This is a genomic window from Spiribacter salinus M19-40 (genome assembly GCF_000319575.2).
GTDB classification, from domain to species: Bacteria; Pseudomonadota; Gammaproteobacteria; order Nitrococcales; family Nitrococcaceae; genus Spiribacter; species Spiribacter salinus.
Window position 1 is genome coordinate 1,526,295 of record NC_021291.1, and the last position, 25,254, is coordinate 1,551,548.

At 62.0% G+C, this 25,254-nt stretch carries 16 protein-coding genes, 4 tRNA genes and 2 pseudogenes; 3 read left to right on the forward strand and 19 right to left on the reverse strand.

Translation table 11 applies throughout. The features are described from left to right. Positions 1-6: 6 nt before the first annotated feature. The 16 genes and pseudogenes from rpsG to SPISAL_RS07685 all read right to left on the reverse strand — a co-directional run bounded on the left by rpsG (position 7) and on the right by SPISAL_RS07685 (position 15,022). On the reverse strand, positions 7-477 hold the full coding sequence (gene rpsG / locus SPISAL_RS07610; RefSeq protein ID WP_016353900.1) for a 30S ribosomal protein S7: 471 nt from the start codon (positions 475-477) through the stop codon (positions 7-9). Positions 478-491: 14 nt separating this feature from the next. Beyond that, positions 492-866: a 30S ribosomal protein S12 gene (rpsL, locus tag SPISAL_RS07615; RefSeq protein WP_016353901.1), complete on the reverse strand. Its 375-nt coding sequence runs from the start codon at positions 864-866 to the stop codon at positions 492-494. A 125-nt stretch (positions 867-991) separates the two neighbouring features. Continuing rightward, positions 992-5,242 carry a DNA-directed RNA polymerase subunit beta' gene (gene rpoC / locus SPISAL_RS07620; RefSeq protein WP_016353902.1) on the reverse strand — a complete coding sequence of 1,417 codons (4,251 nt, stop codon included), beginning with the start codon at positions 5,240-5,242 and terminating at the stop codon, positions 992-994. 14 nt (positions 5,243-5,256) lie between these two features. Continuing rightward, positions 5,257-9,324 carry a DNA-directed RNA polymerase subunit beta gene (rpoB, locus tag SPISAL_RS07625; protein WP_016353903.1) on the reverse strand — a complete coding sequence of 1,356 codons (4,068 nt, stop codon included), beginning with the start codon at positions 9,322-9,324 and terminating at the stop codon, positions 5,257-5,259. Between the two features lie 202 nt (positions 9,325-9,526). Continuing rightward, positions 9,527-9,904 carry a 50S ribosomal protein L7/L12 gene (gene rplL, locus SPISAL_RS07630; RefSeq protein ID WP_016353904.1) on the reverse strand — a complete coding sequence of 126 codons (378 nt, stop codon included), beginning with the start codon at positions 9,902-9,904 and terminating at the stop codon, positions 9,527-9,529. 69 nt (positions 9,905-9,973) lie between these two features. Beyond that, entirely contained in the window at positions 9,974-10,492 is a 519-nt protein-coding gene (rplJ, locus tag SPISAL_RS07635) for a 50S ribosomal protein L10 (RefSeq protein WP_016353905.1), read from the reverse strand. 205 nt (positions 10,493-10,697) lie between these two features. Continuing rightward, positions 10,698-11,390, reverse strand: a complete 693-nt coding sequence (rplA, locus tag SPISAL_RS07640; protein ID WP_016353906.1) for a 50S ribosomal protein L1 — start codon at positions 11,388-11,390, stop codon at positions 10,698-10,700. A 3-nt stretch (positions 11,391-11,393) separates the two neighbouring features. Beyond that, the gene (gene rplK, locus SPISAL_RS07645) at positions 11,394-11,825 is read right to left on the reverse strand and encodes a 50S ribosomal protein L11 (RefSeq protein ID WP_016353907.1); all 432 of its coding nucleotides are present in this window, start codon (positions 11,823-11,825) and stop codon (positions 11,394-11,396) included. A 75-nt stretch (positions 11,826-11,900) separates the two neighbouring features. Beyond that, complete coding sequence (gene nusG, locus SPISAL_RS07650) at positions 11,901-12,434, reverse strand: transcription termination/antitermination protein NusG (protein ID WP_016353908.1); 534 nt, start codon at positions 12,432-12,434, stop codon at positions 11,901-11,903. Between the two features lie 6 nt (positions 12,435-12,440). After that, positions 12,441-12,818, reverse strand: a complete 378-nt coding sequence (secE, locus tag SPISAL_RS07655) for a preprotein translocase subunit SecE (protein WP_016353909.1) — start codon at positions 12,816-12,818, stop codon at positions 12,441-12,443. A 32-nt stretch (positions 12,819-12,850) separates the two neighbouring features. Continuing rightward, a tRNA-Trp gene (locus SPISAL_RS07660) sits at positions 12,851-12,926 on the reverse strand. Positions 12,927-12,998: 72 nt separating this feature from the next. Continuing rightward, a pseudogene (locus SPISAL_RS08905) lies at positions 12,999-13,466 on the reverse strand (EF-Tu C-terminal domain-related protein); the annotation flags it as partial. Positions 13,467-14,482: 1,016 nt separating this feature from the next. After that, a pseudogene (locus SPISAL_RS07670) lies at positions 14,483-14,701 on the reverse strand (GTP-binding protein); the annotation flags it as partial. A 42-nt stretch (positions 14,702-14,743) separates the two neighbouring features. Continuing rightward, positions 14,744-14,818: transfer RNA gene (locus SPISAL_RS07675), tRNA-Thr, on the reverse strand. Positions 14,819-14,827: 9 nt separating this feature from the next. Further along, positions 14,828-14,901, reverse strand: a tRNA-Gly gene (locus tag SPISAL_RS07680). A 36-nt stretch (positions 14,902-14,937) separates the two neighbouring features. After that, positions 14,938-15,022: transfer RNA gene (locus SPISAL_RS07685), tRNA-Tyr, on the reverse strand. A 116-nt stretch (positions 15,023-15,138) separates the two neighbouring features. Between SPISAL_RS07685 and SPISAL_RS07690 the strand changes: the two genes are divergently transcribed. Then, on the forward strand, positions 15,139-16,335 hold the full coding sequence (locus tag SPISAL_RS07690; protein WP_016353912.1) for a Calx-beta domain-containing protein: 1,197 nt from the start codon (positions 15,139-15,141) through the stop codon (positions 16,333-16,335). 15 nt (positions 16,336-16,350) lie between these two features. Here SPISAL_RS07690 and SPISAL_RS07695 read toward each other — a convergent pair whose 3' ends face one another. The 3 genes from SPISAL_RS07695 to SPISAL_RS07705 form a co-directional block, all read right to left on the reverse strand. Continuing rightward, positions 16,351-16,545, reverse strand: coding sequence for a DUF6447 family protein (locus tag SPISAL_RS07695; RefSeq protein ID WP_016353913.1), 195 nt, complete (start codon positions 16,543-16,545; stop codon positions 16,351-16,353). A gap of 75 nt (positions 16,546-16,620) precedes the next feature. After that, positions 16,621-17,775 (reverse strand): site-specific integrase, encoded by a 1,155-nt coding sequence (locus SPISAL_RS07700; protein ID WP_187287964.1) that lies wholly within the window; start codon positions 17,773-17,775, stop codon positions 16,621-16,623. A 100-nt stretch (positions 17,776-17,875) separates the two neighbouring features. Next, a complete protein-coding gene (locus SPISAL_RS07705; RefSeq protein WP_016353915.1) occupies positions 17,876-19,048 on the reverse strand; it encodes a site-specific integrase in 1,173 nt (390 codons plus the stop codon). A 398-nt stretch (positions 19,049-19,446) separates the two neighbouring features. Between SPISAL_RS07705 and SPISAL_RS07710 the strand changes: the two genes are divergently transcribed. Next, complete coding sequence (locus SPISAL_RS07710; protein WP_016353916.1) at positions 19,447-22,572, forward strand: beta strand repeat-containing protein; 3,126 nt, start codon at positions 19,447-19,449, stop codon at positions 22,570-22,572. Between the two features lie 96 nt (positions 22,573-22,668). Continuing rightward, positions 22,669-25,173 (forward strand): beta strand repeat-containing protein, encoded by a 2,505-nt coding sequence (locus tag SPISAL_RS07715; RefSeq protein ID WP_016353917.1) that lies wholly within the window; start codon positions 22,669-22,671, stop codon positions 25,171-25,173. Positions 25,174-25,254 lie beyond the last annotated feature (81 nt).

The window sequence follows — 25,254 nt, forward strand, 5'->3', positions numbered from 1 at the left end:
TGACTCTTACCAGCGGAAGTGCGAGAAGGCCTTGTTGGCCTCCGCCATGCGATGCGTGTCTTCGCGCTTCTTCACGGCGCTTCCGCGACCCTCGGCCGCTTCCAGGAGCTCGTTGCCGAGGCGATGGCCCATCGTGGCCTCGCTGCGCTTGCGGGCGGCGTCGATCACCCAGCGCATGCCCAGCGTGTTACGCCGCTGCGGGCGCACCTCGACCGGTACCTGATAGGTGGCACCGCCCACGCGGCGGGATTTCACCTCGACCACCGGGCGGACATTCTCGAGGGCGGTCTCCAGGACCTCCATCGGATCGCCACTGGATTTCTCGGCCATGCGATCCAGCGCCCCGTAGACGATTTTCTCGGCCACGGCCCGCTTGCCATCGCGCATAATCATGTTGACGAAGCGCGTCAGCATTTCGCTGTTGTACTTCGGATCCGCAAGGACCTTGCGCTTCGGAACTTCTCTTCTTCTCGGCATAACTGACTACCCGATTATCCCTTGGGGCGCTTCGCGCCGTACTTGGAACGCCCCTGACGGCGCGCGCTGACTCCGGCGGTATCCAGAGAGCCGCGCACCACGTGGTAGCGCACACCCGGCAAGTCCTTGACACGACCGCCGCGGATCAGCACCACCGAGTGCTCCTGCAGGTTGTGCCCCTCACCACCGATGTAGCTCGAGACTTCGTAACCGTTGGTCAGCCGGACACGCGCGACTTTACGCAGCGCGGAGTTCGGCTTCTTCGGCGTGGTGGTGTACACGCGAGTGCACACGCCGCGCCGCTGCGGGCAAGCCTCCAGCGCCGGAACGCTGCTTTTCTCGGCCTGCCGCTTGCGAGGCTTGCGCACCAGCTGATTGATTGTGGCCATAAGGCTCAACTCCAGTCCTTCAACGAACGACAGGCCGGGAAGTGCCCGGCCTGGCGAAAGCCGTTAAGTGTATGTTCGGCCCACCGGGGTGTCAACTGAACAACCCGGCGAAAGCCGCGTCCTGTCTACTCTTCGGGCAGCCCGGCCTCGTCCGGCGCCGCCGCCGGGGCGCTCAGCCCGAACTGCGGTGCCATCGGAATCATCGGGGCCGGCCCTTCGCGACGCTGCCGCTGCCGGTCCTGATGGTAGGCATAGCCCGTGCCGGCCGGAATCAACCGGCCCACAATCACGTTTTCCTTCAGGCCACGAAGATCATCCCGAGCCCCGCGAGTCGCCGCATCGGTCAGCACCCGCGTGGTCTCCTGGAAGGAGGCCGCGGAGATGAACGACTCGGTGGCCAGCGATGCCTTGGTGATGCCGAGGAGCTGACGCTCATAGCGCGCCGGCTGCTTGCCCTGGTCGATGAGCACCTCGTTTTCTTCTTCGACCCGCGCCCAGTCGGCCTGCTCGCCGCGCAGATAACGGGTGTCGCCCGACTCGCGAATCTCGACCTTGCGCAGCATCTGGCGACTGATCACCTCGATGTGCTTGTCGTTGATCTTCACGCCCTGCAGCCGATAGACGTCCTGGATTTCCTTGACCATGTAAGCGGCCAGCTCCGTGACGCCCAGCAGACGCAGGATGTCGTGGGGGTTCGGCTCGCCATCGGCGATGACCTCGCCCTTCTCGACGTTTTCACCCTCGAACACGGTGACGTTGCGCCACTTCGGAATGAGCTCCTCATAGTGCTCGTTCTCGGCGGTGGTGATCACCAGGCGCTGCTTGCCCTTGGTGTCCTTGCCGAAGGACACCGTGCCGGAGACCTCCGCCAGAATGGCGGGCTCCTTGGGCTTGCGGGCCTCGAACAAGTCCGCCACACGCGGCAGACCACCGGTGATGTCACGGGTCTTCGACGACTCCTGCGGAATACGGGCAATGACGTCACCCACATCCACTTCGGCGTTGTCGTCCACGCTCACGATCGCACCCGCCGGCAGGAAGTAGTTCGCCGGGATGTCCGTGCTCGCCAGGTTGAGGTCGTTACCGGCCTCGTCCACCAGCTTGATGAGCGGGCGCAGGTCCTTGTAGGCGACCTTCTCACCCGTGCTCTTGCGCACGTGCTCGCCGTTGCCGCGGGTCTTCGGATCGGTCACGACCAGACTGCTCAGGCCGGTGACCTCGTCGGTCTCGCGGTTCACCGTCACGCCCTCGACGAAGTCGTAGAACTTCAGACGCCCCTTCACCTCGGTGATGATCGGGTGGGTGTGCGGATCCCAGGTCGCCACGATCTGACCGGCCTCCACGGCCTCTTCGTCCGCCGCGGCGATGGTGGCACCGTAGGGCACCTTGTAGCGCTCACGCTCACGACCGGCCTCATCCATGACCGTGATCTCGCCGGAGCGGGAGACGGCCACGAGGTTGCCGGAGTGATGGGCGACGGTCTTCAGGTTATGCAGCCGCACCGTGCCGGCGGATTTCACCTGCACATTGCTGACCGCGGCAGCCCGCGACGCGGCACCCCCGATATGGAAGGTACGCATCGTCAGCTGCGTGCCCGGCTCGCCGATGGACTGCGCGGCGATCACGCCGACCGACTCACCCACATTCACGCGATGGCCACGGGCGAGATCCCGGCCGTAACAGGCCGAGCACACGCCGTGACGGGTCTCGCAGGTAATCGGGGAGCGCACCCAGATCTCGTCCACGCCCTCGCTCTCGATGGTCTCGACCAGGCGCTCATCCAGCAGCGTGCCCTGATCGACGAGGATCTCTCCGGTGCCGGGCTGGACGATGTCCTGGGCCACGACCCGGCCGAGCACGCGCTCGCCCAGGGCCTCGACCACGTCACCGCCTTCGATCAGCGGCGTCATGCGCAGGCCACGATGCGTCCCGCAATCCTGATCGGTGACCACCAGGTCCTGCGAGACGTCCACGAGGCGCCGGGTCAGGTAGCCGGAGTTGGCGGTCTTGAGCGCCGTGTCCGCCAGGCCCTTACGCGCGCCGTGGGTGGAGATGAAGTACTGGAGGACGTTCAGGCCCTCGCGGAAGTTCGCGGTAATCGGCGTCTCGATGATCGAGCCATCCGGCTTGGCCATCAGCCCCCGCATGCCGGCGAGCTGCCGGATCTGCGCGGCGGAGCCACGGGCACCGGAGTCGGCCATCATAAAGATGGAATTGGTGGACTTCTGGACCACGTCGTTGCCTTCGCGGTCGGTCACCGTCTCCTTGCCGAGCTTGTCCATCATGGCGCGGGCCACTTCATCGTTGGTCCGCGACCAGATGTCCACCACCTTGTTGTAGCGCTCGCCGTTGGTGACCAGGCCCGAGGCGTACTGATCCTCGATGTCCTTCACCTCGGTCTCGGCCTCGGTGAGGATGTGCGCCTTCTCGCCCGGAATGACCATGTCTTCCATACCGATGGACACAGCGGCCCGGGTCGACATGCGGAAGCCCAGGTACATGATCCGGTCAGCAAAGATCACCGTGGCCTTCAGGCCCAGGCGGCGATAGCACTGGTCGATGACCTCGGAGATGGCCTTTTTGGTCATGTCGCGGTCGACGAGCTCGAAGGGCAGGCCCTCGGGCACGATGTCGTAGAGCAACGCCCGGCCAACGGTGGTCTCGAACCGGCGGGTGGCCTCGCTGCGCTCGCCCTCATCATCCACCACCACTTCGTGGATGCGGACGTTGACGCGGGCCTGCAGGCTGACCGTGCGGCTTTCGTAAGCCCGGTGCACCTCTTCGATGTCGGCGAAGTTCATGCCCTCGCCGGCGCGGTTCTCGAGGGCGAGACTCATGTAGTAAAGCCCCAGCACCACGTCCTGCGAGGCGCCGATGATCGGCTCACCCGAGGCGGGCGAGAGCACGTTGTTGGTCGCCATCATCAGCGCCCGTGCCTCAAGCTGCGCTTCCAGCGACAGCGGCACATGCACCGCCATCTGGTCGCCATCAAAGTCGGCGTTAAACGCCGGGCAAACCAGCGGATGCAGCTGGATCGCCTTGCCCTCGATGAGCACCGGCTCAAAGGCCTGGATACCCAGTCGATGCAGCGTCGGCGCCCGGTTCAGCATGACCGGATGCTCGCGGATCACCTCTTCCAGGATGTCCCAGACCTCGGCGGTCTCGCGCTCGACCATCTTCTTGGCGGCCTTGATGGTGGTCGCCAGGCCCAGGCGCTGTAGCCGGGAGAAAATGAACGGCTTGAACAGCTCAAGCGCCATGCGCTTGGGCAGACCGCACTGATGCAGGCGCAGCGTCGGGCCAACCACGATGACCGAACGCCCGGAGTAGTCGACCCGCTTACCGAGCAGGTTCTGCCGGAAACGCCCCTGCTTGCCCTTGATCATGTCGGCAAGCGACTTCAGCGGGCGCTTGTTGGTGCCCGTGATCGCCCGGCCGCGGCGGCCGTTATCCAGCAGCGCGTCCACTGACTCCTGGAGCATGCGCTTTTCGTTGCGCACGATGATGTCGGGCGCGGAGAGATCCAGCAGCCGACGCAGGCGGTTGTTGCGGTTAATGACCCGGCGATACAGATCGTTGAGATCCGAGGTCGCAAAGCGGCCCCCGTCCAGCGGCACCAGCGGGCGCAGATCCGGCGGCAGCACCGGCAGCACGGTCATGATCATCCACTCGGGCCGGTTACCCGACTCCAGGAACGACTCGACCAGCTTCAGGCGCTTGGAGAGTCGCTTGATCTTGGTCTCGGAGTTCGTGGCGTCCATCTGCTCGCGCAGCTTCCCGGTCTCCTCCTGGAGGTCGAGGTTCTTGAGCAGGTGGAACACCGCCTCGGCGCCCATGCGGGCATCGAACTCGTCGCCGTACTGCTCCATGGCGTCCAGGTACTGGTCGTCACTGAGGAGCTGGCCCTGCTTGAGCGGGGTCATGTTCGGCTCGATGACCACGAACGCCTCGAAGTAGAGGATGCGCTCGATGTCGCGCAGGGTCATGTCGAGCAGCAGGCCGATGCGCGAGGGCAGTGATTTCAAAAACCAGATGTGCGCAGCCGGGCTGGCCAGCTCGATGTGGCCCATCCGCTCACGGCGGACCTTGGCCAGCGTCACCTCAACGCCGCACTTCTCGCAGACCACGCCGCGGTGCTTCAGGCGCTTGTACTTGCCGCACAGGCACTCGTAGTCCTTGACCGGGCCAAAGATCTTCGCGCAGAACAGGCCGTCCCGCTCCGGCTTGAAGGTCCGGTAGTTGATCGTCTCGGGCTTTTTGACCTCGCCGAAGGACCACGAACGGATCTTCTCCGGCGATGCCAGACCGATACGGATGGCATCAAAGTCGTCGAGCTGGGCGCCCGGCTGCTTGAACAGATTCAGTAAATCTCTCATATATGGCTACCCGTTCAGTCCTGCTCGAGCTCGATATCAATACCGAGTGAGCGTATCTCTTTGACCAGCACGTTGAAGGACTCGGGCATGCCCGCTTCCATCTGGTGCTCGCCGTCGACGATGTTCTTGTACATCTTGGTGCGCCCGGCCACGTCGTCCGACTTGACCGTGAGCATCTCCTGGAGGGTGTAGGCCGCACCGTAGGCCTGCAGCGCCCAGCACTCCATCTCGCCGAAGCGCTGACCACCGAACTGCGCCTTGCCGCCCAGCGGCTGCTGGGTGACCAGGCTGTAGGGCCCGGTCGAGCGTGCGTGCACCTTGTCATCCACCAGGTGGTTGAGTTTGAGGATGTGCATGTAGCCCACGGTCACCGGCCGATCGAAGGCCTCGCCCGTGCGGCCGTCCCACAGCTGGGCCTGGCCGCTTTCCGGCAGACCGGCCAGCCGCAGCATGGTCTTGATCTCGTCCTCGTTGGCGCCATCGAACACCGGCGTGGCCATCGGCACGCCCTCGCGCAGGTTGTGGCAGAGCTCGACGACCTCCTGGTCGCTCAGCCCGGCCAGGTCCTCGCGCTTACCGCTCGAGTTGTAGATCTGCTCCAGGTACTCACGCAGATCGCCGATCTTGCGCTGGGCATCCAGCATCTCGGCGATGCGCCGGCCCAGACCCTTCGCAGCCCAGCCCAAATGGACCTCGAGCACCTGCCCGACGTTCATGCGCGAGGGCACGCCAAGCGGTGAGAGCACCACATCAATGGGCTCGCCATCCGCGGAGAACGGCATGTCCTCCACCGGCACCACGCGGGAGATCACGCCCTTGTTGCCGTGGCGGCCGGCGAGCTTGTCACCGGCCTGGATCCGGCGCTTCACCGCCAGATAGACCTTGACCATCTTGAGCACGCCCGGGGCGAGGTCATCGCCCGCCGTGATCTTGGCGCGCTTTTCCTCAAAGCGCTCATCAAACGTCTCGCGCTGGGCCTTGAGCTGCGCCTGCGCGGCCTCCAGCTGGGCCGTTGCAGCATCATCCCGCAGGCGGATTTCGAACCAGCGCTGGCGGTCAATGCTGTTCAGGTACTCGGCGGTGAGCTTGGTCCCGGCCTTGAGCTTATCCGGGCCACCCTCGGCGACCTTGCCAACCAGCGTCTGCTCCAGACGGGCGAAGGCATCGTCCTCGAAGATCCGGTACTGATCGTCCAGGTCCTTGCGCACATCGGCGAGGGCATCGCCCTCGATGGAGAGCGCGCGCTCGTCTTTTTCCACGCCATCGCGGGTGAAGACCTGCACGTCGATGACCGTGCCATCCATGCCCGAGGGCACCCGCTGCGAAGTATCCTTCACATCGGAGGCCTTCTCGCCAAAGATCGCGCGCAGGAGCTTTTCCTCCGGCGTCAGCTGGGTCTCGCCCTTCGGCGTTACCTTACCGACGAGGATGTCTCCGGCGTTCACCTCGGCCCCCACATAGACAATGCCCGACTCATCGAGCTTGCCGAGGGCGCTTTCGCCGACGTTCGGAATATCGGAGGTGATCTCCTCCGGCCCCAACTTGGTGTCGCGGGCAACGGCGGTGAGCTCCTCGATGTGGATCGTGGTGTAGCGGTCTTCCTCGACGACTTTCTCGGAGACGAGAATCGAGTCCTCGAAGTTATAGCCATTCCAGGGCATGAACGCGACGCGCATGTTCTGGCCCAGGGCCAGCTCGCCCATGTCGGTGGACGGGCCATCGGCCAGCACGTCACCGCGGTCAACCGTGTCGCCGGGGCGGACCAGTGGCTTCTGGTTCTGGCAGGTGTTCTGGTTGGAGCGCGTGTACTTGGTCAGGTTGTAGATATCGACACCCGGCTCACCGGACTGCGTCTCTTCATCACTGACCCGCACGACGATGCGCGCGGCGTCGACCTGATCAACCACACCGCCGCGATCGGCGACAACGGTGACGCCGGAGTCGATCGCCACGGCCCGCTCCATGCCCGTGCCCACCAGGGGCTTCTCGGCCCGCAGGGTCGGCACCGCCTGGCGCTGCATGTTCGAGCCCATCAACGCACGGTTGGCGTCATCGTGCTCGAGGAACGGCACCATGGAGGCCGCCACCGAGACGATCTGCTTCGGCGAGACGTCCATGTACTGGACCTTGTCTGGCGAGGACATGCCGAACTCGTTCTGGTGCCGAATGGAGATCAGCGAGTCGACCAGATGCCCGGTCTCGTCCAGGCGCGCATTGGCCTGGGCGATGATGTAGCGGCTCTCCTCGATCGCGGAGAGGTACTCCACCTGATCGGTGACGCGGCCTTCTTCCACCCGGCGGTACGGCGTCTCGAGGAAGCCGTAGCTGTTCAGCCGGGCATAGCAGGCCAGCGAGCTGATCAGGCCGATGTTCGGGCCTTCCGGCGTCTCCACCGGGCAGACGCGGCCGTAATGGGTCGGGTGCACGTCGCGCACCTCAAAGCCCGCGCGCTCCCGGGTCAGGCCACCCGGGCCGAGCGCCGAGACACGGCGCTTGTGGGTGACCTCGGAGAGTGGGTTGTTCTGGTCCATGAACTGCGAGAGCTGCGAGGAGCCAAAGAACTCCTTAATCGACGCCGCCACCGGCTTGGCGTTAATGAGCTCCTGGGGCATCAGCCCCTCGCTCTCTGCCAGGCTCAGGCGCTCGCGCACGGCGCGCTCCACGCGCACCAGGCCGACGCGGAAATGGTTCTCGGCCATCTCGCCCACGCACCGCACGCGGCGATTACCCAGGTGGTCGATGTCATCGACGCTGCCCTTGCCGTTGCGGATGTTAATCAGCTCGTTGAGCACCGCGAGGATGTCGTCGTTATCGAGCACCCCGCTGCCTTCGACCTCATCACGGCCAACGCGCAGGTTGAACTTCATCCGCCCCACCGAGGAGAGATCGTAGCGCTCCTCGCTAAAGAACAGATTGGCGAAGAGGTTCTCGGCGGCATCCTTGGTCGGCGGCTCACCAGGACGCATCATCCGGTAGATCTCGACGAGCGCCTCAAGCTGCGTAGTCGTCGTGTCGATCGCCAGCGTGTTCGAGACGTACGGGCCGTGATCCAGGTCGTTAATGAACAGCACCTGGAATTTTTTCACCCCGGCATCGCGCAGGGTCTGCACGAGCTCCTCGGTGATCTCGGTATTGGCGGCCGCCAGGATCTCGCCGGTGGACTTGTCGACAATGTCCTCGCCCAGCACCCGGCCGACCAGGTAATCATCCGGCACGTGCAGTTTCTTGAGGCCCGCCTTGTCCATCTGGCGAATGTGCCGGGCGGTGATCCGCCGGCCGCTCTCGACAATGACGTTGCCCTCGCCATCCTTGATGTCGAAGGTGGCGGTCTCGCCGCGCAGGCGCTCGGGCACCAGCTCAAGGTCAGCGCCCTGCTTGCGCAGCGTGTAGGCGTTTTTCTCGAAGAACCGATCGAGGATCTGCTGGTTATCAAAACCGAGGGCGCGCAGCAGCACCGTGGCCGGCAGCTTGCGGCGCCGGTCGATGCGCACGTAAATCGCGTCTTTCGGATCAAACTCGAAATCGAGCCACGAGCCGCGGTACGGGATGACCCGGGCGGAGAACAGCAGCTTGCCGGAGCTATGCGTCTTGCCCTTGTCATGGTCGAAGAACACACCCGGGGAGCGATGGAGCTGCTGCACGATGACCCGCTCGGTGCCGTTGATCACGAAGGTGCCATTGCGCGTCATGAGCGGCATTTCGCCCATGTAGACTTCCTGCTCCCGGATGTCCTTGACCGTGCGGGTTTCCTTGTCATTGATGACCAGGCGCACCAGCACGCGCAGCGGCGCGGCATAGGTCAGGCCCCGGAGCTGACACTCCTTGACGTCAAAACCCGGCTCGCCGATGCGGTAGCGCACGTACTCAAGCCGGGCATTACCGGAGTAACTCTCGATGGGAAACACCGAGTCGAACGCCGCATGCAGGCCTTTGCCATCGCGGCTGTCCGGGTCGTGGTCCAGCTGCAGAAAATCCCGATAGGACTCGATCTGCGACGCCAGAAGGTAGGGGACATCCAGAATATTCGGCTGCTTGCCAAAATCGTTGCGGATGCGCTTTTTTTCAGTAAACGTATAGGCCATCGAGGTTCCTCAACCGGGTTGGGTTCCGCCGTATGCAAGGCTTCGGGGGCTTGCACCATGCAAGTTCCCGCAGACTTGGACACGCCGGCCGGCGCGGAGATTCCGCGCGATTCGACGTTGCGAGCAAAACGGCAGCGGGCCGGTGACCGTCAGGCCACCAGCCCCTACCGTCTCAGCTTGCGGCAATGCCGCCACCGAGCCCTTACTTGAGCTCGACGGTGGCGCCTGCCTCTTCAAGCTGACCCTTCAGCTCGTCGGCCTCTTCCTTCGAGGCCCCTTCCTTCACAGCGGCCGGCACGTTCTCCACCAGCTCCTTGGCCTCCTTGAGGCCCAGGCCCGTGGCGCCACGCACCGCCTTGATCACGCCGACCTTGTTCTCGCCAAAGCCGGTCAGGGTTACATCAAATTCGGTCTGCTCCTCAGCGGCAGCCTCACCACCACCGGCCGCGGCCGGGGCAGCTGCAACGGCGGCAGCAGCGGTTACACCGAACTTCTCTTCCATGGCCTCAATGAGGTCAACGACCTCCATCACGGTCATGCTGGAAATTGTCTCGAGAATGTCGTCCTTGGAAACGGCCATCGTCTTGTCTCCTGGCTGAATCGTTGAAATTAATACGCTAGCGGCAGCAACGGATGTCGCAGCGGCCTACTATTTGGCGTCCTTGACGGCGGAGACGGTACGCACCAGCTTGCTCGGCACCTCGTTCAAGGTGGTGGCAAGCTTTTGTACCGGCGCCCGCATGGTCGCCATGAGACGACTGATCGCCTCATCGTAGGTCGGCAGTGTCGCGAGCCGGTCGATTTCCGAGCCGGGGTATTTCTCCCCGCCCACGGCCAGCATCTTCACTACCAGCTGCTCGTGCTCCTTGGAAAAATCCTTGAGAACACGCGCGGCCGAACCGGGATCTTCCTGCGAGAATGCGAGCAGCAGCGGACCCTGAAAATCATCGGTCATGCACTCGAACTCTGTGCCCTCTACGGCACGCTTGGCCAAGGTGTTCTTGACCACACGCACGTAGACACCCGCTTCGCGGGCCTGCACACGCAGGTTATCCATCTCGCCGGCTGAGAGGCCCCGATACTCCGCTGCAAGAGCGGAATGGGCCTCATTGGCCACTTCAGCGACTTCCTGCACCATCCGCTTTTTCTGTTCCAGACTTACGCCCATATCCCAATGCCTCCTGGAACGGCGGTTGGCCATGGCATCCAGGCCCCGTGGCCCGTCTGCCCCCTTTCAACGGTGAACCCGTGCAGGAAATCCGTCCTGTCCCGGTAACACCGTCTACCGTCGGCGGTCTTGCGACCTTTATGTGGCGAACCACACCAGACGGTCTCTGACGGCTGTCATGACGACAGCCTCAGCACCCTCGCCGCTAAGCGAGCGTGCTCAGATCGACCGGCACCCCCGGCCCCATGGTCGTCGAGACCGTGGCGCGCTTGAGGTACACCCCTTTCGAGGAAGCCGGTTTAACCTTCTGCAAGTCGCTAATCAGCGCCTGCAGGTTCTCGGCGAGGGCCTGCGGCTCGAAGTCCGCCTTGCCCACGCTGCAATGAATCAGTCCGCCCTTGTCGGCGCGATACCGCACCTGACCGGCCTTGGCGTTCTGTACCGCCTCGCCCACTTCCGCGGTCACCGTGCCCACCCGCGGGTTGGGCATCAGGCCACGCGGGCCGAGCACGCGGCCCAGCTTGCCCACCACGCCCATGGCGTCGGGGCTCGCGATGACCACGTCGTAATCGAGCTCACCGCCCTGCATCCGCTCGGCCAGGTCGTCCATGCCCACGGTGTCGGCCCCGGCGGCCTCAGCGGCCTCGGCGTTGGCGCCCTGGGCGAACACCGCCACGCGCACGGTCTTGCCCGTGCCATGCGGCAGCACGGTCGAGCCGCGCACCATCTGATCGCCCTTCCGCGGGTCGATGCCCAGGTTCACGCTCACATCCACCGACTCGGTGAACTTGGCGGTGGCGAGTTCCTTGAGCAGGGCAAAGGCCTCAGAGGCCGGATACAAATGCTCCGGATTGACCTTCTCGGCAAATACTTTCTGGCGTTTGGTCAGCTTACCCATGGCTTAAACCCCCTCCACGTCAAGGCCCATGCTCCGGGCAGAGCCCGCGATGGTGCGAACGGCGGCATCCATATCGGCCGCATTGAGGTCAGGCCACTTGGTCTGCGCAATCTCTTCGAGCTGCGAGCGATTGACCGTGCCCACCTTGTGGGTGTTCGGCGTGCCACTGCCCGACTTCAGCCCCGCCGCTTTTTTCAGCAGCACAGCCGCCGGCGGCGTCTTGGTGACGAAGGTAAAGCTGCGATCGGAATACGCGGTGATGACGACCGGGATCGGCAGGCCGTTTTCCAACTCTTGGGTCTGGGCGTTAAACGCCTTGCAGAACTCCATGATGTTCAGGCCGTGCTGACCCAGCGCCGGGCCCACGGGTGGGCTCGGGTTAGCGGCCCCGGCCGGGACCTGCAGCTTGATATACGCGCTGACTTTTCTTGCCATTGTCGAAACTCCTTGTGTGGGTGGTAACGCCAGGGGCTCTCACCCTGGCTCCCCGATAGCGGCTGTGTTGCCGCGCTAGCCTTTCTCGACCTGACTAAAGTCGAGCTCCACCGGAGTGGAGCGGCCAAAGATGAGCACGGCCACTCGCAGCCGGCTCTTCTCGTAATTGACTTCCTCGACCACGCCGTTGAAGTCGTTGAACGGGCCGTCGGTGACGCGAACCACTTCGCCCACCTCGAACAGCACTTTCGGACGCGGCTTCTCAACGCCTTCACGCACCCGATTCAGAATTTGGTCCGCCTCGGCGTCCGAGATCGGTGTCGGCCGGCCCCGCGAGGCGCCGATAAAGCCCATGACCCGCGGCACTTCCTTGACCAGGTGCCAGGTGTCATCGGTCATGTCCATTTGCACCAGCACATAGCCGGGGAAGAACTTGCGCTCGCTCCGGCGCTGCTCGCCTTCCTTCATCTCCACCACTTCTTCGGTGGGCACCAGGATCTCGCCGAACTGGTCTTCCATGCCGGCACGCGTCACGCGCTCCTCGAGCGCCTTTTTCACCTGGTTCTCAAAACCGGAGTAAGCGTGTACGACGTACCAGCGCTTCGCCATGACTGATCAGCCTCCAGGGCGTACCAGGGCGCCAACGCCCCACATGAAAAACATATCCATCAGCCACAGCAGAATGGCGACAAGGATGACCATGACCAGCACGATCAACGTAGTCTGAATCGACTCCTGCCGCGTCGGCCAGACCACGCGGCGCAGCTCCTGGCGCGCCTCCTGGGCGAACGCCCAGGCGTTGCGGCCCGGCTGACTACTCATGGCAATGGCAATCGCAAGGGCGGCCACGGCCACCATGCCGACCACACGGATGAGGTCAGACTGGCCTTCGGCCACATAAAAGCCCACCACGCCAGCCAGGAACACGCCTGCTGCCAGGACGAGTTTGGCCTTGTCGGTGCCGGTCGCTTCTGTCTGGTCTTTTGCGCTCATGAACCCGTGACGGTCTTGGTGGCCGGATAAAGTGGCAGGCCAGGAGGGACTCGAACCCCCAACCTACGGTTTTGGAGACCGTTGCTCTGCCAATTGAGCTACTGGCCTAACGTCGTTTGCTGACCGACCGTCAGCAAGCGAGCCCGGCAGTCTACGCCATGCCTCGGGGCAATGGAAGCCTTACTCGAGGATCTTGGCGACGACGCCGGCACCCACGGTGCGGCCGCCCTCGCGCACCGCAAAGCGCAGGCCCTCTTCCATGGCGATCGGCGCAATCAGCGTGACCGTCATCTGCACGTTATCACCCGGCATCACCATCTCAGTGCCCGAGGGCAGATCACAGGCACCGGTGACATCGGTCGTGCGGAAGTAAAACTGCGGGCGGTAGCCATCAAAGAACGGCGTATGACGGCCGCCCTCGTCCTTGCCCAGCACATAGACCTCGCACTCGAACTTCGTGTGCGGGGTGATCGAGCCGGGCTTGCACAGCACCTGACCACGCTCGACGTCATCACGCTTGGTGCCGCGCAGCAGCGCACCGATGTTATCCCCCGCGCGCCCCTCATCGAGCAGCTTGCGGAACATCTCCACACCCGTGCCCACGGTCGTCGTATCCGCATCCTTGTTGCTGTCACCCACCTCAACAATGATCTGCGAGTTCTGGGTGGTCGCTCCCGCTTTTTTAAACGACTGCGACTCGAAGGCCGCACTCAGGCCTGAGTCGGTGTCGACGTCGCGCATCCCGAAAGTGACATCCTTGGTGATATTGAGATCGCTACCAAGGCGCACATCCTCAACGATCACGTTCTCGTCGCTGTCGTCCGACCAGAACTGCTCAACACTGTCCATGCGGCCAGCATCCAGCGTGACGTCCTCATCCATACCCGTGATGTAAACCTGCTCGAGGTTGTCAGTGCGCGGGTTGACAGTGAGGCCCTCGCCATTCTGCGTCTGGTTGTCGTTCACCAGTGTCGCTTCAAGCTTGTCAGTGCCCTCACCGCCGTCGATAACATCACCGGTGGACAGAGCGTTGGTGCTGGCGCCTTCGCCATTCTGCTGAACCTCAGCAGTGAAGGTGTTGTCTTCGTCAGTGCCCGTGAGATTGTCAACATTTGTAGTAAGCGTAAAAGTCTCACCCGGGGTGCCGGAATCTTCTTCCGACTCCTCGTCGCCGACACGGTTATCGCTAGCAATTGTGGTGAACTGCTCGAGTGTCGTGTCCGGGTCTTCGTCGTATGCTGTCTGGTGAGCCTCGACCACGGTCTTGTTGTTAGCGAACGTCGTGGCAGAGATCAGGTCGCCCTGATTCGTTTCCGCCTCTTCCAGGAACGCCCCGCCAAAAGTATCGGCAGTGAGGTCGCCTGACGCCAGCTTCCCGACCCAGTAGTCGATACGGGCCTGGGCATTGTTCATGGTGTCTGCGTCGGTGTAGCCGAGCAGGTCCTCGTAGGCCGTTTTGACAATAGCTTCGTTGTCTTGACCGTCAATAGCGGTAGCAAACAGCTCGCTGATATCTTCGTAAAGGGACATTGATAGTCCTCCTGTTGACAATTTTACGATTCCAATCTTATGGGACGTCCAAAGCTATGCCGACACTCCCCACGACGATCCACCGGTATCGTCTCGAAAGCCTTGTACCGGATGACAAGCATCTCAGTCAAGCGTTCGCACACGTACTCCACGTGCGCCGTGGCAATCGTAATACCGGGCCCGCGCTCTTCCGGGGCGTTATCAATCTGCGCAAAATCCTGCGCCACACCACCGAACTGCTCGGCCAGCACCTTCGTCAGCGCCGCGGTCAACGTCGTCTTACCATGGTCAACATGACCAATGGTGCCAACGTTCACATGCGGTTTATTACGCTCAAACTTCTCCTTGGACACGGTGCGGCCTCCCTCTGCGATGTTCGTTACCGGTCTTTTATCTGGAGCCCATGGGCGGATTTGAACCGCCGGCCTCTCCCTTACCAAGGGAGTGCTCTACCCCTGAGCTACATGGGCCTATTGCTCTGGAGCGGGTGATGGGAATCGAACCCACATCATCAGCTTGGAAGGCTGAGGTTCTACCGTTGAACTACACCCGCATGCCCGCGCCCGCCACGGTTGCGGGTCTTTCTATCTGGTGGAGGGTGGAGGATTCGAACCTCCGAAGGCTGTGCCAGCAGATTTACAGTCTGCCCCCGTTGACCGCTTGGGTAACCCTCCGAAGTCAAGCCGCGCAGTGTTCTAAAATCTGGGCACACTGTCAAGCAAATTGCAGTCCCCGCCCCGCGTGTGCGACTGTTCCAGACGATCTACCCGAAAAACGCTAGAGGCGCGACATGCCCGTAACCGCTGGCTCGATTCAACAGACCGAACAGGCGGCGACGCCTTACACCGGTGTTGTCAGTGTTGCGACGGACCGCGGCCAAGGCACCGGGACGCTGCTCTACGATGGCCGCGCCGTGCTCACCGCCGCCCATATCCTGGAGGGCAGCGGCCCCCTCACGCAGGCCTCCGCGCAGTTCACCACGCCGGAAGGCAGCTTCCGGCAGGGGTTCGAGAAGTACTCAATCCACCCCAACTACGACGCCGGTAATAACAACTACGATCTCGCCCTGCTGTGGTTTGACGAGCCGGTGTCGGCCGCGGCAACGCGCCATTCGCCCTACCGACTGGACAACGAAAACCGCGCCACGGTCGACATGCTCGGCTACGGCGTCACCGGCACAGGCGAGGACGGCTACACCGTGCCGTCCAATAACGTGCGCCGGTTGGTCGAAAACCGGTTGGAGACCGATGCCGCGACGTTAAAGGCCACGCTCGGCGATCGCATGGGCTGGGACCCGGCGCCGGGAGAGCAGCTCGTCGCCGATTTTGACAACGGCCAGGATGCCAACGACGCGCTGGGGCAGCTGATCAACCAGTCCGGCCTGGGGCTCGGCGAGACCGAGGGGCTCATTGCGCCAGGCGATAGCGGCGGCCCCGCCTTGATTAATGGCGCGGTCGCCGGCGTTGCCAGCTACACCGCCTCGCTGTCCACGCCAACCACCCAGCCGGATGTCAATGCCACAGGCGACTCCAGCTACGGCGAGATCGCGGGCTTTCAGCGCGTGTCCTCCAACCAGCAGTGGATCGATCAGTCGCTGCGGGCCGAATACCCCAACGCGCCCCAGTCCCCCGATGAGGTCTCCACCACGGTGGTCGAGGGCGACAGCGCCAGCACCTATGCCTACTTCATGCTGTCGTTTGATGGCGATCGGGACACGCCGGACGAGCTGCTCAGCGTTGACTACCGCACCGAAGACGGCACCGCCGAGGCCGGCCAGGACTACATTGCCGCAGAAGGCACGCTGATCCTCTACCCCGGCGAGACCGAGGCCGTTATCCCGGTCGAAGTGCTGAGCGATAACCTCGTCGAAGGCAACGAGACCTTCTCGTTAAGCGTTTACGACCCCGTGGGCGGGGATTTTGGCGAGGGCGTGGAAGAGCTCACCGCCACCCGCACCATCATCGATGACGACGGGATGATGGTGTAGGCGAGCGGCACTGCCTTACGCGTCGGCGGGCAGCTCGCCCTGCAGGGCCCGCGCATAGGCCTGGCGCGCGGTCTGCGCAATCGCCAAGCGCTGCTGGAGCCGTGCGATTTCCTGATCGGTGATCTGGATATTCGTCAACTGACTTTTGGCGGCCTCGGACAGAGTGTCGAGATCGTATTCTTTGCCATCAATGGTGATCGGGTTGGCCATGCGTTGCTCCTTCAAGGCGCTGCGTTCACGTTAAAGCCCGCAGTGTAGCGCGCCCGCCCCCGCCCCGTCAGCCGATCACCCCGGCGTACCCAGCGCACCGGCCACACTGTTCGCCGCCCGCAGTAGCGTCTCCGGGGCCAGGTGGGCATAGCGCATGGTCATCTTCGGGCTCTGGTGGCCTAGCAGCGCCTGGACCTCGTAGAGCGAGTGACCGGCGTTGACCAAAAAGCTCGCAAACGAGTGGCGCAGATCGTGCAGGCACACATCGGGCAGGCCCGCCCAGCGGCGGACCGCATCCCATCCGGCATGCAGCGAGACGATGGGCTCGCCCGTTTTGGGGTTGGGAAACACCCAGGGATTACCCGGCCGGCGAGGCTGGGCGTTCACAATGTCCATAGCCGCTTGCGACAGCGGGATGTGCCGCGTGTAGCCCGACTTCGCGCGCGGCACCGTCAAAATGCAGCGCTCAAAATCGATGTGCTCCCAGCGCGCATCCAATATCTCCCGCTTTCGCGCCCCGGTGTACAACAACATCCGCGCCACAATCGCCAGCTGCGGGCTGCGGCTGCGATCAAGCGCGTCAAACAGGCGCTGGACCTCGGCCGAGGTCAAAAACCGCTCGCGGCGGACCTCACCTTTCATGGGTTTAAGCCCCCGGCAGGGGTTACTGCCCTCGGGCAGGATCTCCCAGCGGATCGCTGCGTTAAAGATCGTGCGCATGTGGATGAGCAGCCGATTGCACGTACCCACGGCCATTCCCTCGGCGCGTGTGGTTTGCTGCATCGCGAGGATGTCCGCGCGATGGATCTGGTCCAGCGGCAAGGTGCCAAAGCGCGGCATGAGATGCCGGCTGATCTGTGATTTGGTGCTCGGCCAGCTGCGATTGTTGATGCGCACATGCGGGAAGTAGTGCTGCTCTACAAATTCATCAAACCGCAACACCTTCGAGCGCTTTTGCGTGACCGATGTCGGGTCGTCCCCCGCGGCCAGGGCCGCACGCATCGCCTTCGCCTGCTTGCGGATGCTATTGACCGCTACGCTGTCCAGCCGCCCGATGTGCTTGAGCCGCAGGCGCTTGTCGTTATCGCGATATCGGAAATACCACGTGCCGGTCCCGCTGGCACGCAGTTCAAGCATGAGCCCTTTAATCGATTCATCAAAGAAGGCCACCGCACCGCTTTGCGGCAGATGGCGCTGCACGTCCCGCACGAACGCGGGGCTGAGCTTCACAACCGGCAACTGTTTATCACTCCACGATTTACCCCCCCCCATGTGAGGGGGCACATGCGGATCATATACAAGCTGCCAAAGCTTGCATAGACAGCCCAACTCACTTTACCGCCGTACCCCGGCCTGCGCCGACCGCCACCACCTCGGCGGCATCCTGGAGCGAGGACTGCGATAGGTGCGCATAGCGCATCGTTGTCCGCGGATTGGCGTGCCCCAGCAAGGCCTGGACTTCATAGAGCGACCGGCCGGAGTTCACCAAAAAGCTGGCGAAGGAATGGCGCAGGTCGTGCAGCCGAACATCCGCCAAGCCCGCGCGGTGGCGGATCGTGTTCCAGGCATTAAAGATCGAGACCAGCGGTTGGCCGGTTTTTGGGCTCGGGAACACCCAGGGGTTCTGGTCAGTCCGGAACTGGCGGTTGATCACCTCCAGCGCCGCCGAAGAGAGCTGGATATAGCGCGGCTTTCCCGACTTTGAGCGGGGCACCGTCAGAATACCCCGCTCGCGGTCGATGTGCTCCCACCGGGCATCCAGCACTTCACGCTTGCGTGCGCCGGTAAAGATTAGCAAATGGATGATATCCGCGACCATTCGGCCGGCGTAATCATCCAGCACAGCAAGCAGCCGCTCGAGCTCAGCGTCTGAGAGATACCGCTCACCATGCGCTGCTCCCTTAAGCGGCTTCACGCCCTGAGCGGGGTTGGTATCTTTCGGGATCACCTCCCAGCGGATCGCGCAGTTGTAGATATGGCGCAGGAGCACGAGGATCCGGTTGCAGGTGCCCACCGCGTAGCCATTGGCGTGCGTTTGCTCGTGCCAGCGCATTACATCCATGCGCGAGACCGCGGATAACGGTTGGTGCCCAAACGCAGGCAGGACATGGTGATCCAGCAGGGCCTGCTCCGGCGCCCACGCGCGTTTGCGGGATTTGGCGTGGGGAATGTAGTGGACCTGGACGAAGTCGCGCAGCGAGGTATCCGAGGCAACCTCGGCCCGGGCATCTTCCACCGGGTCATGGCCCTCACGCACCTGCTGCATAAATGAGAGAGCGGCCGCCCGCGCCTCGTCCACCGAGCGCTGGTGCACACACCCAATGCGTTTCATCCGCACCCGGCCCGAGCGTGCCCGATAACGATAGTACCAGGTGGCATTGGCACTGGGGCGCACCTCGAGCATCAGCCCTTGAGTGACCTCATCATGGAAGCTACGGGTTTTGGGCGGCGGCGCCCCTAAAATCTGGTGTACTGCCTGACGGGAAAATGTGACAACAGCCATTGATGCCTCCTTGCAAACCGAGGCGTGGTAGGTGGTTGGTAGGCAAAACCCAACCAAGCACCTCACCACCCCCGCTCGTTAATTTATTGAACTTTCAGCCGCTTACGGCCAACCCATCCTATAACCGGGCATCCTAGCCCGACCATTTTGGTAGGTATTTGGTATGTGCCGCCGGAAATGCGGCGAAAATCGACTTTTAACTGCTTGAAACAAAGTAGGTTTGATTAAACCGTACTTGTCCGCTTACTACGAATGTTGACAATCTCACGGGCACTGACGAAGACAACACCTTCACTGCTGAGGTTCAGCAGAATGGCGAAGGCGCCAGCACCAACGCGCTGTCCACCGGTGATGTTATCGACGGCGGTGAGGGCACTGACAAGCTTGAAGCGACACTGGTGAACGACAACCAGACGCAGAATGGCGAGAACCTCACTGTTAATCCGCGCACTGACAACCTCGAGCAGGTTTACATCACGGGTATGGATGAGGACGTCACGCTGGATGCTGGCCGCATGGACAGTGTTGAGCAGTTCTGGTCGGACGACAGCGACGAGAACGTGATCGTTGAGGATGTGCGCCTTGGTAGCGATCTCAATATTACCAAGGATGTCACTTTCGGGATGCGCGACGTCGACACCGACTCAGGCCTGAGTGCGGCCTTCGAGTCGCAGTCGTTTAAAAAAGCGGGAGCGACCACCCAGAACTCGCAGATCATTGTTGAGGTGGGTGACAGCAACAAGGATGCGGATACGACCACGCCGGTCGAGCGCATTGAGCTTGAGTTGAACTTTACCTTCGGCGGTGAGGCATACAGCTTCGAGTCGATCACCTCCGAGGATGGCACCTATCAGGGGCTGGCCACGGCCATTGAGTCGGCGCTGTCCGCTGAGGGCCTTGACGGTGTGGACTCGACGGTCATCGAGACCAACCTCGTGCTCGATAACGCCGGCCGGGGTTCCACGGCAGGTGATGCGATCATCGGCGGTATGTCCGACTCGGATAAGACCATTGAGAAGCTGAACCTCGTGGTCGATCGCGACAGCAAGATCGATGATCTCGCCACGGCTTCCGGCATGGAAGACAACGCGTTTAATAGCGCTGGCTACGAAGGCTTCAGCGAGATCGAGCTGACTTCGGGCGATGCTGAGGGTGATCTGTCCGTCGAAGATATTCAGGGCACGACCAAGTTTGATGCCTCGACCTTCGCTGGCGAGAGCCTGACGATTAACGCAGCCAGTGCACTGGAGAAGCTCGACGCTAATGTGGCGGCGGATGTGGATGTCACCGCCAGCACGGCTGCGGGCGAGAATGTTTACACCACGGGCGCCGGCAGCGACACGCTGACCACCACGGTGGACGGTAATGATGTCGATACGGTCGGTGAGAGCTTCGCGGCAAGCACCAACGGTGGCGACGACACAGTTGTGATTGATATGGATGATGGCGTGTCGTTCGACACCATGGAAGAGCTCGACAACCTGTCGGTTTCCACCGGTGCGGGTGATGATACGGTCAACCTCGACGCCTACGGCACGTTCGACATCTCCACGGGTGATGGTAGCGACTTCGTTCGCATCAACTCCGTTGGCGATAACGGTGACGCCACTGCTGGCGAGTGGAGCATCGGTGATGAGACCGGCGCCCAGAGCTTTGACGAGCGTGTGCTCTACGAGGCGAGCCTGACGGTTAACTTCGCGGGCATCGAGGAGACGGTGGACGTTGAGACGGATCGGGATGGCAACTTCATCGCGACCCAGACCGACATCAACACCGCCGTGAAGGCGGCCATTGATGGCAACCACGAGCTGAGCGATCTGCTCAACTACGAGGATGGCACGGGCGATCAGTCGCTCACGATCACCTCCAACGTGGGCGGTGTTAACAACCTCGGCATCGCCATCTACCAGCCAGAGCTTGTTGAAGAGGCGTCGACCGGAGAGGCCGCTGGTCAAGATGTGGCGCTCGCCGAGGGCGATGTCGCCGCGATCCGTGGCGGACTGATCAGCACGGAGGAATTCAATAGCGCTGACTCTGACGACACCACGGTGGCCAACATTGTGGATGCCACCAGCGACGATAACTTCCACGGCTCGCTTAATGCTTCGGGGGCCGGTGATGAGGTGCTGCAGTCCACAGCCGATATCGAAGGTGACGTGACTGAGGGCGTTAATGCGGCTGACACCGCAGGCGGTATCTTCCAGGATGCCACCAACACCTACTTCGACCTGCAGGCGGGTGGATCGAGCAACAGTGATGATGGCTCGATTAACCTGTCCTCGGTGAACGTGGGCGATGGCAGCAACGACATCGTCTCGGTGCACTCGGGTAACGCGAGCGCCAACACGCTGGTGGTCGACGAGGCCTTCGGTAAGGTCACGGTGGTGAACTGGCACAAGGTCTCGCCGGATGACGTCGATAATCGGGACGAGATGGGTGAACATGCGCTCGACTTCTCGGCCTACCTTGACGACCAGGTCGACGACTCGGATAACGACAACGCCGACACGGCGGCCGAGGTGGCGGCCAGCGCGAACATGGTGGCGGGCGCCTCGGCGCTGGGCACTGCTGTGAGCGCCGGTCTCGATAACGACAACACCGCCAGGGCGAACTCGGTTAACTCCATTCGCTTCGAGCAAAACCTCGCAGACGGTGAGACCTTCGGGGCACTCGACGGCGACACCCTGCTCACGGCGCTGAACGCGAGCGACGCGGACGACGAGTACGGCAACCTCAATGATGCCCTGCTCAACCCGGGCACCACGGCGGATCTGGTGGGTGATACGCAGAACCACATCGTGATGGTCGAGAACGACCTGAACGAAGGTGAGTACAAGGTGTTCCACCTGACTTCTGAGTCCGACGCTGATGATTTCAGCACGGCCGATGAGCTCGGTACGCTCGACTTCGGGGCCTCCATTAACTTCAACGTGGCAGGTAGCACGACGTTCAAGAACTACGTCGAGGCCGCGAGCCAGGCGAAGGATGAAGGGGCAACGGACTTCACCTACGACGTTGTCGACTCCGGTGGCAATGTGGTGGCGACGGCTGATGCTGACGTCAACGACGGTACCGGGGACGCTGGCGGTGCTGGCGGCGGTGCTGGCGGAGCTGGCGGCGGCGGTGCTGGTGCTGGCGGCGGTGCTGGTGCTGGTGGAGCTGGCGGCGGCGGAGCTGGCGGCGCCAGCGAGACCGTCGAGGTCACTGGTGCGGGCAACGACGATGCCGCTAACGCCGACGTTACCTTCGACTTCGACGATGGCGCCTACGAGTTCGAGATCGCCAACTTCGACACCGGCGACACGCTCGACTTTGGGGACGTCCAAGGGGCGGACCAGGCGATCTTCAACGTGGCCGCGGATGCGAACCTGGGTGATGGCGAGAAACAGCTATCCGCCGCGAATGGTGACACCGGGGACACGGTCGAGGTGACTCTAACCGGTCTGACAGCTGCGCAGGACAACGCAGTGTTCAATCAGTCGAGCTTCGAGAACACCTTCGGCGACGATAGTCTCGTGCTGTAGGGCTTGTAAGCAGTGGCGTATGGCCCCGCGTCCTAAGCGGCGCGGGGCACCTCCCAGAGACAACCAGGTTTTATCAAGTAAAGGGAAACTAAGATCATGGCTAAGACATTCCTCAACGCCGACGAAACGTTCATCGTTGCCAATAACGGCAGCGAAATCGTAGGCGGAAACGGTAACGAGACCATCCAAATCAATTCGGGCATCACCGGCCTCGAGCTCGATGGCAACATTGAGAAGGTCGAACTCAACAATTTAGCAGCCGCTGACGTTGAGCTTCGTGTGAACAACAGCAACCAGCTGGAGTTTGTGAACGATGGCAACGTGGTTGCGACCGCTACGGCTGGGCTTAACTCGGCCGTTGATGTTGCTTTCAGTGATGGCAATGCAACGCTGACACAGACGGGTGGAGCGAGCTACACCCTCGCCGATCCGGACGACGACACCGATTCTGTGACGGTTGATGCCAATAACTCGCAGGACGGCAACGCGGTCGGCCTCGGTGACGAAACGTCCTCCGACGATGACGGTGGTGGCGACACCGGGAACATCTTCACGCTCACTACTGATGCGGACACCCTGTCGCCTAATGCTTCATCCACCGCAAATCAGACGAGTGACGATGACGACAGATTCCGTGCGCCAGAGGATGGCCGGTTGACTACTGCGGATTTCATTGACGCAGGGGATGGGTCTGACACGCTTACCGCAGCGGTCACAAATGCCGCTAACCTGGTGGTTGCGCCGGAGCTAGTGTCGGTCGAAGAGTGGTATGTCACCCCGACCACAGCCGCTGGTGAGGATGTGGAAATTTCCGGCGCTAATGTAACCGGGCTGCAGCAGCTCTGGGTGCAGGATGCCGTCGACGCTGACACTAGCGATGACGCCGACGAAGAAATCAACCTCACTAATATCGGCACGGATGTGACCGTCGGCATCGAAGGTGGAACGGTTGACAACACAGATGGCAACACCATTGACGTGACCGTAGCATTCACTGGCGTGGCGGGCGCATCTGACTCTGCTTCGGTAGCGTTGAAGGATGCGGCGGCAGACACAGTGACGGTTGCTAATATCGAGACCTTGAATGTCTCCGAGACGGGTTCCGATGCTACGAGCGATATCGAGACCCTCGTTCTCGATAGCGCGGAAACCGTGAATGTCAGCTCCACTGGTGAGGGCGTAACCGTGGACGCAGTCACAGCCGGCAATCTGGAGACAATCGACGCATCGGCTTCCAGTAGTGCGGTTGATTTAAACGTGGACGGAGCCAGCGCCAACACGACATTCACCGGTGGTGACGGCGACGATGTCATCGACTTTGGAACCACCAATATTTTCGATGCTGACGACAGCGTTAGCGGTGGCGAGGGTGCTGACACTCTTGGCATTGATGACGAAGAGGCTGCCACAACCGAGGCTTACACCAACATCTCTGGCTTTGAGGTGCTTCGGGTTAACACCGCTACTACTGCGGGAGACACCATTAACTTGGCGCATTGGGGTGGAATCACTGATGTTACCTTCGCTGCTGCCGCTGCTGCTACAACGACGGTTGAGAACCTGACCTCAGGTGCGACGGTCGCTCTTGCAGATACGTCTGGCGTTGATCTCGACCTTGAGACAAACGGTGACAGTGACACGTTGAACCTCGATTTGAATGGTGGAGGTGTGACGTACACGGTCGATGCCGCAAACGTCGAAAACCTCAACGTCAACACCGATGGCGCAACCGGGACTTCAACCCTTGCCCTGACTAATGCGCAGCTAGAGACAATTAGTCTGTCTCAGACAGCCGCTACGGATCAGGCTGTTGATCTTGGCACGCTTGGAACAGTAGTGGAGACGGTTGATCTGTCCGGCTTCGATGCCGATACCCAGACAAACGGTGTAACGGTGGCTTTGAGTGCTACTGCTGTGAACGGGGTTACCGTGACCGGTTCGTCAAATGACGACACGATCACGGCGAGTTCCGAGGTTGATACCATCAACGCCGGGGTAGGCGCTGACGCCATCACGGTTGGTGGTGCGCAGGATACCTTCGATGTTGGAGACGACGACGACGTCGACAATATCACCGTTGGCGATACGGATCTGACGAACGCCAATCAGTTCACGGTGAAGAACTTCAACGCAACCGGTACAGGCGTTGATACGTTGTCAATTGATGAGGCTACTAACCTTGACACTAATGGCGGTGGCGATATTACTGACGGTCTTGGGGCTGGGGAACTCCAGTCAGTGACGACTTCAGCAACTGCCTACACCATCGCAGCCGCCGAGGCAGCCATAGAGTTCGCCTTCGAGTTCGACAGCGAAGTTGACCTCGATACGGCTAGCAAGAGTGACATCCTCGGCGCAATCGGCGCGGCGGATGACGGCACGGATTCGTCTACGACCGCGGGCACCATCACTGCTGACAATGCCGCTGACGCAGTGCTCATGATTGCGTATCAGGACGGCAATGCTTATCTCTTTGAAGGAGATGCTGGTACGGGTGACACTGCCATCGGTGACGATACAGGCGGCAACGATGACATCTCCCTGGTGGGTGTTCTTGAAGATGTCGAAGTTGGGGCGCTGTCCGACGCTAACTTCGCCTAATCCCTCCCTAAGGAGCGGATGCAGCCTCTAAGGGCTGTTAGCTAAAGAAACCCCCGGCTTCGGCTGGGGGTTTTTCTTTGT